Genomic DNA, 10,736 nt, shown 5'->3' with positions numbered 1-10,736 from the left:
ACCATGCCCATCACACCGACAACGGTCCCCACGGACCCAGCGGCCGAAGCGGCACCCGACAACGCGTCCAGCTGACCACCCGCCGCGGCACGGTAAGCGTCCGCGGCAGGACCCGTCCAGGCAGAAGTGCCGTCGACCGACGCCTTGTACTCCGCCGCGACCTTGCCGACCTCCTCGGCGACCTTGCCCCACGTCGCCGAGTACGACTCGATCACCGGCGGGTTGCCCGCCAGCCAGTCCAGGGCCTCCTTCAACGGCTGCATGTGCTCCATCAGGAACGAGGCCGCCGAGGACAGCAGGGTGCCGAACGGGTCGATCGCCATCGAGGCGGCGTCGGCGACCAGGCCGACCATGCCGAGGCCACCCTCGATCCAGTTGCCGTCCTTGATGCCGTTGAACGTGTCCATCGCCGACTCGGCGATGGAAATGCCCGTGGCCCAGCCGTTGTCACCGGTACCCGCGTTCATGAACCCCGACGGCGCGGCGTCGGGCTTGACCACCAGGGGGTTCGACATCACAGGCCTCCGGTGGTCTTCACGCTGGTCTGCACGGGCACCGTGACGTCCCTCCCCGAACGCGGTACTTCCTCGCTCGAAAGGATGACGCAACGCTGCGTCACGCGGTTCCGTTCGGTTCGCAGTTGGTCCGGATGGAGCAGGCCCGGTCGAGGAACCGCAAGCACCAGCGTCACCACGCGACCACTTGGCGTAGCCGTAACTGGTCCAAAAGTGTGAACAACCACAAGACCTGTATCAGCGAACCCCCGACGGAGCCTCAGGGTGCGGACCCGGCTGACGGCCGTGGTCACCCCTGGAGTCCGGAGGTGGGTGAGCGCGATGGCTCTCGACGATGGTGACGCTCTCTGGTACTGGAACGGCAACGTCTCCCGCACGAAGAACATCCCCCAGTCCCAGTGGTTCGGGACCAGCGCGCCGCAGGACTACGGCGGGCACGGGTGGGAGATCTCGAACTTCGTCGTGTACGGGAACGAGGTCGTGGAGGGCCAGCCGCACATGAGGGGCGGCGATGGCAGCTTCTCCTGGCTCAACAACAACCCCGGCAACATCACCGCCGGCGGGCCCACCTACGGCGCCTACCCCGGCAAGGTCAACTGGCACAACTTCATGATCTTCCCGTCCTGGGACCTGGGCTACGACGCGATCCGGCAGCTGCTGCGCGGGCCCGGTTACGCGCACCTGTCGATCCTCGCGGCGTTCAACCGGTACGCGCCCGCCTCCGACGGCAACGACCCGGTGCGCTACGCCAACAACGTCGCCGCCGCGGTCGGGTGTGACGTCAACACCGTCGTCGGTGACCTCAGCGACGACGAGGTGCTGGAGATGCAGAACGCGATCACCGACATGGAGGGCGCGGTCGCCGGGTGGTCCTACGCGCGGGACGACTCCGCGTTGCCGCAGGCCGTCTTCGACGCGATCTGGTCGTGACGGTCATGAGCGCCCCGACGCAGACGCTGACCGCGGTCGCCGCGGACGCCGCCCACTGGGACGTCGGCGGCTACCGGATCTGGGCGAGCACGGAACCGCAGGTGCTGCTCTACCAGCGCACGGAGCTGCGGTTCGCCGTCGACTCGCAAAGACGGCCCATCGCCACCGTCACCCGCTACCGGGAGTGGACCGGCAACAGCTTCCAGACCACCGGGGGAGCGGCCACCTTCGAGTTCTCCGGCAGCCTCACCGAGGACCCGGCGGTGCTGCTGTCGTTGCAGGACACCTGGACGCGGGCGATCCGCGCCGACGGTTACCTCGGCGCGGACCCCCGTTACGTGCCGATGCCGGTGCGCGACGCCGCGCTGTCCGCGGAGGTCGACGCGGTCCGCACCACGACGACCGGCACCACGGTGCAGGTCGAGCTCGCCGCGGCCGAGGCCGACCGGTGGGCGGCGGCGGTCACGGACAAGGGCCCGGTGGCCGGAACGATCACCCTGACCTGTTCGTACCCGCGGCTGATGCCACCGGCCACGTCCGTCGTCCGGTTGCACGGCCGCAAGGTCTACAACGGACTGGCGGCGGTGCTCACCAGAGCGGAGGACGGCGAGATCTCCGGCACCACCGGGGAGATCCGGGCGGCGTGGGCCGAGCTCGTGCGCACCGGCGCGGTCGAGGTCACGTTCAGCGGCTCACCGGCGGGCGATCTGCTCGCCGCCAGGGACGCCCTCGTCGACCAGATCAGGGAGAACCTGTTCGACCTGATGTTCGCCGTCCGGCAGGAGGCCACCACCGGCCCGCCGATCTGCGTGCTGCGCTGGAAACGGGCCGCCGACGTGCCGGACCTGCCGTTGAGCGTCACCGTCGGCGGGCTGACCTGGCTCACCGGGACGACGGTGGTGGGCGTCGCGGAGTTGTTGGCAAGACTGGATTCCAGCGTTCTGCGCGACGTTAATGCCGCGGTGTCGGTGCCCGTGCAGGTGACCGTTCAGCCGTGCGAGCTCGTGGCCTCGGTGTCGGTGTCGCTGGACTTCGGCGACCTGCGGCCACCGGCGGTGCTGACCTTCGACAGGGCCGGCGGCACCCGCACGACCACGGTCACGACCGAGCACCCCGCGCAGCTCACCGTCGAGCACCGCACCCAGATCGTCTTCAACGCGCCGCACCTGCCCGTGGTGTCGGTGCACGAGACCACCGAGCCCGGATCACCGCACGTCCACGTGCGCCCGAAGCAGTGGCTGGTGAAGCAGGAGATCTTCCTGGCGGTCTTCGACGACGACCGGCCCGCCGGGCGTGCGGACGACGTGGTCAGCCTGACCGCCAAGTGCGGCAACACCGTCTGGTCGGCCACCCTCGCACCGGACGGCGTGGTGACGGTCCACTACCCGGCGACCGGAGACCGGCACGCCCTCTGCACGGTGATCGTCGCCGGTTCCGTGGGCGGGCAGCTCGTCCAGGGTTCTCGCGAGCTCCCGGCCGACACCCGTGTCGTGCTGCTGCTGGTGCAGAACGGATCGCTGCGCGTCCTCACCGGCGCCGAGGCCGGCGACGAGGTGTCCGACCGGCCGCTCGGCACACCGCTGGTGCGCAGGCAACTCCCACCGGACGCCGAGACCGGCCGGCCCCTCTCGGTGACCGTGCCCGTGGCGCTGGTGCCGCAGCCGACCACCACGTCCGGCTGGGCGGCGTCACTGGCGGCGCTGGTCGAAGCCCGCGAGCACAGGGCCATCACCCCCGCACAGGTCGCGGCCGACGCCGGCCTCGACCTCGACACCTCCTACCCGTGGCAGCGCATCCGCGCGGCCGTCGGCACGTGGCGGCTGGCCGAGGAACGCGTGACCGGCCTGTCCCCGCGCGACTGGGCGGCGCTGCTGCGGGAGTGGGGCCCGGTCTGGGCGGTCCGGCCGGACGCGCCGCACCGGGGCGTCGTCGTCTGCGGGATCGACGGCGACGGCACCCCGGAGGGGACCTCGGTGCGGGTCAACGACCCGTGGCCGCCGTTCGCGGGCACCGCCGAGCACATCACCTTCACCCGGTTCGACCGCGAGTTCGGCTCCGGAGCCGAGACCGCGCTGGTGCACGGCTGATCGCCAGGCATCCGACACGAGGAGAAACGACCATGGCAACCTTCCTCACCGAGAGCGTCCCGGTCAGCCTGTCCGGAGCGCTCGGCACGGCGGGCAACTACACGCTCTACAACTGCGACCAGCCCAACCTGGTGCTCTACGTCGCCAGACAGCCGCGGCTGATGCTCGACGACCGGGGCAAGCCCGGGGTCGCTGTCACCACCTACACCACGCAGCAGCCCGACGGCAGCATCAAGATCGCCAGTGGTGCGGCGACGATCGCCGTCAACACCACGCCGACGATGGACGCGGCGACGATCGACCAGGCCAAGGCGCTCGTCGCGGCCCAGGGCATCGCCGACCCGAACCTGGTCCGGTTCCACCCGCTCACCACGCAGAAGGGCAAGGCGCGGCTCAACCTGCCCACCATCGCGGGTGCCTCCGACCAGGCCCACAACGAGCGCGACGTCGGCACGCCCGGCGGGTCGCTGTCGTTCATGGCGAACCTGACCGAGGTCGGCGCGCTGGAGTGGGCGCAGGGCATCCGCACCGGCACCGGGATCAACGGCGACATCACGATCAGCTACGAGTACCTGCGCCGCATGCCCGACATCGGCGCCGAGGTGCGGGTGCACGGGCGCCGCATGTTCGAGCACTTCTCGGCCGCGCTCGACGTGAGCTACAACGGGTTCTTCTTCGGCGGCAGCGCCAAGATCGAGTCCGCGTGGGACGAGCTGACCCGCAACGGCACCGTCGAGGTCGTGTTCTTCAACCAGGGCCTGCCGCCGGACCTGGAGGCGCTGCGCCAGGAGATGGTGAAGACGTTCTCCCAGCAGGCGCAGAAGATCCTGTTCGAGCAGGTCTTCGCGCCGATGCCGGAGGTGGCGCCCGCCCAGGCCGAGCACGGCGGCGGGTTCTTCGGTGGCGCCGGCTTCGCGCTCAAGTGGAAGCAGCAGTCCGACGCGATCGACTTCACCCAGCGCATCGAGTTCCGCGGCACCACCTGGCTCACCCAGACCATGGACATCTCGCTGGCGGCCCTGTTCAGCGGCCTGGACCCGGCGTGCCTGACGAACGTGCCCGCGCAGCAGGCGTTCGACTCGGTCGTCCTGGTCGACGCGGACGAGCAGCTGGAGAGCGCCTCGGTGTCGCTGAGCTACAGCGAGGGCTCCATCCCGCGTGCACCGGTCTTCGGCAAGGAGGGCGGCACCGAGCGCTACACCGTGGTCAGCACCCGGCCCGGCGACGTCGTCGTCAACTGCGTCACGCAGCTCAACTTCGCGACACCGCGGTGGCCGATCGTCAAGGACGTGCAGCGGCGCACCGTCGGCGAGGGCGGTGACCAGATGGTCATCAAGGCCTCCGCGTCGGTCGGGCGCACCGAGATCTACCTGTTCGTCACCGAGAACGGGCGCATCGTCCTCAACCCGACCACACCGGCGGAGGACTTCCTGGTCCTCAACGTCAGCTACGAGGGTCCGCACCTGAGCGCGCCGCTGCGCGACTCGGCCCGCCTCGACACCGCGACACCGGTCAACTTCGCCTACCCGCTCGACCTGCAGGGCCGGCCGGGTGTCGCGAAGTTCAGCGCGTTCGGCCAGATCGGCGGCCGCATCCGGCGGGCACCGGAGACGGTGATCCCGCCGTCCGACACCGCGGTGTTCATCCTCGCCGACCTCACCACCGGCACGGTCCGGCTGGTCACCAGCGAGACCCAGCTGCCGGAGGCCGGTGACGTCGCGCTCGCCCTGGTGCGCGGTCAGGCCAGGCCGATCGTCGTGGACCTCACGCCGAAGCGCCCCGACCAGGAGACGAAACCGCACAGGCCCAGGCCGTTGCCCGCCCGTCGGCCGGAGGGCATGAAGCGGCCGCGACCGGAGCAGCCGCGCCCGGAGAAGCCCCGGCCGGAGTCGGGCCGCCCGGCGGCGCCCGGTCGTCCCGGTGAGCTGATCCGCGGCTGGACGGTCGGCGTCGAGTACGGCCGCGGCGGCACCTCGCTGTGGGTGCGGCTGGCCGACGGCACGTCACGGCAGGTGCGGCTGCGCCCGTCGGACGACTGGAGCGCGTTCGAGAAGGAGAGCCGCGACGTCGAGGTCCGCCTCGACGGCAGCGGCGAGTACGTCGACACCATCCGGACGACGCTCACCGTCTGATCCGGCCGGTCAGGGAGGAGGGAGGGCACGATGCCGCACACCTATCTGGTGCCCGCACACGCACCACAGCCCGGCGAACGGCTCGTGCACTCCTACGGCAACGGTGCCGCGGTGGTCGAGGTGGTCACCGCGGCCGACCGGCCGCGGGACGGCGACCACGTCGGCACGGGTGGTCTCCGGTTGCCGGCCAGGGCGAACCGCACCGCCGTCTCGGCCGCGCGCCGGTCGATCCGGCAGGCGCTGGGCCGCCCCGCGCCGGAGGACGAGCCCGACGTCGCCGCCTACGTCGAGTTCGTCGCACCACCGGACCCGCGGTGGCTGGCCGAGGTCCGCGACCGCGGTGTCGTGCTGCTGGGCTACCAGCCGGAGAACAGCTACCTCGTGCGGGGACGGCGCAGCGACCTCGCCGCGCTGCCCGAGGCGGTGCGCACCAGCGAGGGCGACCCGGCGATCCGGTCGGTGACCGAGCTGACCGGCGCGCTCAAGACCGCACCGCCGCTGCTCGCCGAGGACGGCGAGGACGCGGTCGTGGTGCTCGCCGCCGCCCCGCGGGAACGCGCACGGGTGGTCGCCGCGGTCGGCGCCGTCGTGGAGCTGGTGCCCGGTGCGGGCAACGACGTGCTCGACGAGCAACGCGTGCGGGTCCGCGCCCGTGTCGGCGCCGAAGGGCTGGACCGGCTGCTGGCGCTGCCGGTGGTGCTGTCGGTGGAGTCGTTCGGCGACGCCGAGCAGGAGGACGAGGTCGCCGGGCTCGTCGTGGCCGGGCAGCTCGACCTCGCCGGGCGGCCGCACGGTTCCTACGACGAGTGGCTGACCGCGCACCACGTCGACGGCTCCGGTGCGGTGATCGGCATCGTCGACGGCGGTGTCGACGTCGGCCACCCCGCGTTCGCCGGCCGGGCCGAGGACCTCGCCGGTGGCCGCAAGGACTGGCACGCCACCATGGTCGCGGGTCACGCGGCCGGGGCGTACCGGACCGAACGCGACGGTGCCGGGTTCAGCTACGGGCTGGGCACGGCACCGGCGGCGACGGTGCTGTCGCAGGACTTCGGCCGCCCCGGCCGTGAGCTGTGCGGCGAGACCACCGCGCAGGCGGGCCGGTCGATCGCGATCCAGAACAACTCCTGGGGCCGCAAGCTCGCCGACCCGATGGACTACGGCTCGGAAGAAGCGTTGTACGACAGCATGGTCCGCGCCGCGGACGGCGTTCCGCTGACCGTGTGCTTCTCCTCGGGCAACAACGGCCGGTCCGGGCTGACCCGGCCCAAGGCGGCGAAGAACGTCATCGTCACCGGCAACTCCGAGAACTACCGGCCCGACGTCGGCGGCTCCGACAGCGACGACGTCCGCGACGTCTACACCGGCTCGTACCCGTCCAGCCACGGCAACTGCGGTGACGGGCGGATCCGCCCGCACGTCGTCGCACCGGGGGAGTGGACCGCCTCCGCCGCGCACGGCGTGTTCCCCGGCGAGGTCGACTACGTCAGCGACCTGATCACGTGGGGCGGCGGGTCCTCCGGCGCCAGCCCGAAAACGGCCGGGGCGTGCGCGTTGCTCGCCCAGTGGTGGCGGCGCTGGCACGGTGGTGTGAACCCGTCGCCGGCGATGCTGCGCGCGCTCGTCGTCAACGGCGCCGAGCCGATCGACACCGGTGGCCCGGTCCCCAACAACCAGCAGGGCTGGGGCCGGTTGTCGTTGCGCGAGCTGCTTGACCCAGCTGTGGCGCGCCTCGCGTTCGACCAGGCCGACCTCCTGACCGGACAAGGGGAAACCCGCCGCTTCCCGGTCCGCGCGGCCGACCCGGCGCGGCCGGTGAAGATCACTCTGACCTGGACGGACCCACCGGGCGCGGTCGGCAGCGGCACGGCGTCGGCGAGCCCGGTGGTGAACCGGCTGGCGTTGCGCGCCAAGGAGGACGGCGGACGCACGTGGCGCGGTGGCGCCGACCGGTTCCGCGGCGGCTGGACGATGGCCGACAGCGCGCTGACCGGTGCCGTGCTGCGCGAGGAGGGCGCGGACAACCTGCAGTGTATCTACCTCCCCGCAGGCGAAGTGCGCGCGCTGGAGGTCACGGTGACCGCGCTGACGCTCACGACCGACGCGCTCACCGGCGGGTTCGAGCGGCCGGGGCAGGACTTCGCGCTCGTGATCACGAACGCCGAGGCCGACCACACCGCGTCCGGCACCACCGTGGTCGCGGGCATCGCGAGCGGAGCTCCCGTTCCCGAGCTCACCCCCGACGAGGCCGCGTGGTGGGCGGAGGGCTCGGCCGCCGAACCGGAGGCCGCACCCGGCCGGTGGCGGGAGGCCACGGACACCTCCGCGAGCGTCCTGGCGGCGACCGGAGCGCGGTTGCACGTGGTGGCGGAGGAGGCGACGGGCCTGGCCGGTGCCGCCGCGGCCGTCCGGGAGCACGTGGACGGTGTGGACGCGGTGGACGCGGTGGCACTGCTGGGGTTGCCCGCCGGCACGCCGATCACCGCGTCCGGAGTGGACTCGGTGCGGGCGCTGGCCGGACGGGCCGACGTGCACGTGGTGTCCGACGACCCGAACCTGCTGGCCCGGCTCGCCACCGCGGTCGGCGCCGGCACCCGCGTGCGCTACCGGCTCGCCGACCACGCACCGGGACTGGGCGCGGTGCTGCGCGACACCGCGGTGGAGTCCGCGGGGCTGCAACAGGTCCTGCTCACGCGGGTGCCCGCCGACGAGGGTGTCGCGGTCAGCTTCGGCGTGGTCGCGGCGGACAGCACGCTGGTGCTCGTGTTCCCGGCGCGCACGACCGCGATCTCCGTGCAGCGACCGGGAGAGCCCGCCGCCGCACCGGGTCCGGGCACGCGGGTGGTGGAGCACGCCGACCGCACCGAGCTGGTCGTGGACCGCGCGGGCGAGGTGCCCGGCACGTGGACGGTCCGGGCGGCGTTCGCCGAGCCGGTCGTGGGCGAGCCGGTCGTGGGCGAGCCGATCGCGTGGGTCCGCGGCGGTGTGGGCCTGACCGTCGAGACACCGGAGGTCGCGCCGGGCCGGCGGTTGCTGCGCGTGAGTGCCGCGCCCGGCTCGTCGCTGCGGCAGGTCTCGTTGCCGCCCACCCGGTTGGCGCGCACACCCGACCCGGAGGCCGGACGCCCGCTCGTGCTGCGGGTGCGGCCGTCGCGTGCGCACCGCGACCGGGAGAGGGGCAACCCGGAGGCGGCGGCCCGTGCCGCGTCGGTGCCCGCGTTCGGTCACGTCGTCGACCTGCCCGGCGGACCGGCGGTGCTCGACGTGCCGTTCGACGTGGTCGGCGCCGACGCCGACGGCACCGCGTTCGCCCGCCGCGCCCGCGCCGGTGTCGTCGTCACCGGCGCCGCACCCGACCTCGCCGGCCACCTGCCCCTGCAGGTCACCGGCCGCATCACCGAGGTCCGCTACCACGGCGGAACCGTCACCGGCGTGCGCGTCACCGCCGGCGCCCGCGGCCGTGAGCTGCTGGTCCGCTCCGAAGACCTGGGCGCCGCGCTCGCCGCGATGGACATCAGCCACCCGGTCGTGCTCGGGGTGCGCGGCGCCGACCTGGAGTGGGTGTTCCTGCCGTTCTCCACCACCACCTCGAAGGAGCAGCCGTGAAGGAACGCGTCCTCGCCCTCGACCTGATCGACTCCTACCCCGTCGAGCAGCCGGAACTGCTGCACGAGCCGGACGACTACGGCGTCATCCCCCGGTGGACACCGGAGGAGGTGCCGCAACGCCTGCTGTACCCGCTCTACCAGGACGTCGAGCAGGAGATCGTCGACCTGCCGCCGTTCGACCACGATCCGGGGTTCGTGGTGTGCCCCGACGAGACGCTCGACGTCCTGTGGTTCACCCCGACCTCGCTCGCCCTCACCGACTTCGCCCTGACCGTGCGCCGCGAGGTCCGCCCCGACGGCGCCGTCGTCACGACCGGCGGTTCCGCGGTGATCTCGGTGAGCGCGTACGTGGGCAGGCCGTACGTGGAACGGGTCGCACGGGAGCGCTGGACGTGGCGGGACACCCTGCCGCTGCCGGAGACCCGCCGCGCGCCGTTCACGGTGCTGCCCGCCGTGCTGCAGGGCCTCACCGTCGACCTGGAGCTGCCCGCGGGGGTCGCCGCAGCGCCCGCGATCATCACCGCCTCACCGCTGGCCGGTGCCGCGACGATCGCCGTCGAGCTCACCGAGCTCGGCGTGCTGGCCTGGCGCACCGCGCTGGAGCAGGGCGTGGCCCGCACGATCCCCGGCACGGTCCGCGCCACGGCGGTGATCCCGACCGCCAACCCCGACGACTGGTACCCCGCGGTCGAACACCACACGCTCGACACCCCGCTGAGCACGCTGCTGGCCGGCCGCGGCGCGGCCGACGTTCGCCAGGTCGACCCGCAGCAGACCGTCTCCCCGACCGTGGTCGTGGTGGGCAGCCAGCTCGTGGCGTCCTCCACCGTCACGCTGCGTCCCTCCACCGGCCAGGCACCGTCCTCTGCGGTCTTCGGGCCCGGCGGCGGGCGGGTCACCACCGCCGTCGTGACCCAGCACCCGGACACCGTCGGCGTGGAGTGGAAGGCCGAGGTCGCCTTCACCCCGCCGCGCTGGCCGGTCGTCCCCGCCTCCGGCCGGCTCGACAGCACCAGCGGGTGGATCACGATGGTCAAACCCGAGTCGTGGTGCGTCGGCTACGTGCTCGCGATCGTCCCGGTGGACGCCGCGGGCCGCCCGGTGCCGGCCTCGACCCGCGCCGGCGACCGCGTGCAGGGCGTCCTCAACTTCACCGCGCCCTACGTGTCCGGCGGCCTGCTCTCCTCCGCGTTCGACGCCGAGTACGGCCGCCCGACGAGCCTCGTGCTGCCCCGCTTCCCCGGCCAGCCGTTCGGCGACCTGGTGCTGACCGTGTTCGCCACCTGCGGCGGCGTGCTGGGCCAGGCGTCGCGCCGGCTGGGCGCGGACGACGTCGTGGTGACCGCGCTGGCCTACCCGGACGGCAAGGTGGAGCTGCACACGAGCACCGAGTCGTTGCCGGAGGCGCCGACCGGGCTCACGAAGCTCCTCGCGCGGCTCGGTGAGCTGGCCAGGGGGTGACGCCCG

General features: G+C 72.8%; 5 protein-coding genes and 1 pseudogene. 5 read left to right on the top strand and 1 reads right to left on the bottom strand.

The window, feature by feature from the left end; translation table 11 throughout:
- Positions 1–515, bottom strand: a pseudogene (locus ACZ7CF_RS40900) (hypothetical protein); the annotation flags it as partial.
- A gap of 321 nt (positions 516–836) precedes the next feature.
- On the opposite strand from ACZ7CF_RS40900, the gene ACZ7CF_RS40895 reads away from it, so the two are divergent.
- The 5 genes from ACZ7CF_RS40895 to ACZ7CF_RS40875 are packed head-to-tail and all read left to right on the top strand — an operon-like array spanning position 837 to position 10,730.
- Entirely contained in the window at positions 837–1,445 is a 609-nt protein-coding gene (locus ACZ7CF_RS40895; RefSeq protein WP_360393324.1) for a hypothetical protein, read from the top strand.
- A gap of 5 nt (positions 1,446–1,450) precedes the next feature.
- Positions 1,451–3,532 carry a papain-like cysteine protease family protein gene (locus ACZ7CF_RS40890; RefSeq protein WP_470372391.1) on the top strand — a complete coding sequence of 694 codons (2,082 nt, stop codon included), beginning with the start codon at positions 1,451–1,453 and terminating at the stop codon, positions 3,530–3,532.
- Between the two features lie 32 nt (positions 3,533–3,564).
- On the top strand, positions 3,565–5,664 hold the full coding sequence (locus ACZ7CF_RS40885) for a hypothetical protein (RefSeq protein ID WP_470372390.1): 2,100 nt from the start codon (positions 3,565–3,567) through the stop codon (positions 5,662–5,664).
- A 30-nt stretch (positions 5,665–5,694) separates the two neighbouring features.
- A complete protein-coding gene (locus ACZ7CF_RS40880) occupies positions 5,695–9,267 on the top strand; it encodes a S8 family serine peptidase (RefSeq protein WP_470372389.1) in 3,573 nt (1,190 codons plus the stop codon).
- Positions 9,264–10,730 (top strand): hypothetical protein, encoded by a 1,467-nt coding sequence (locus ACZ7CF_RS40875; protein WP_470372388.1) that lies wholly within the window; start codon positions 9,264–9,266, stop codon positions 10,728–10,730. The genes ACZ7CF_RS40880 and ACZ7CF_RS40875 overlap by 4 nt, the downstream gene beginning before the upstream one ends.
- Positions 10,731–10,736 lie beyond the last annotated feature (6 nt).

This window comes from Lentzea sp. NPDC036955 (assembly GCF_055608005.1).
This window is presented reverse-complemented; position numbering and strand designations above follow the sequence as displayed.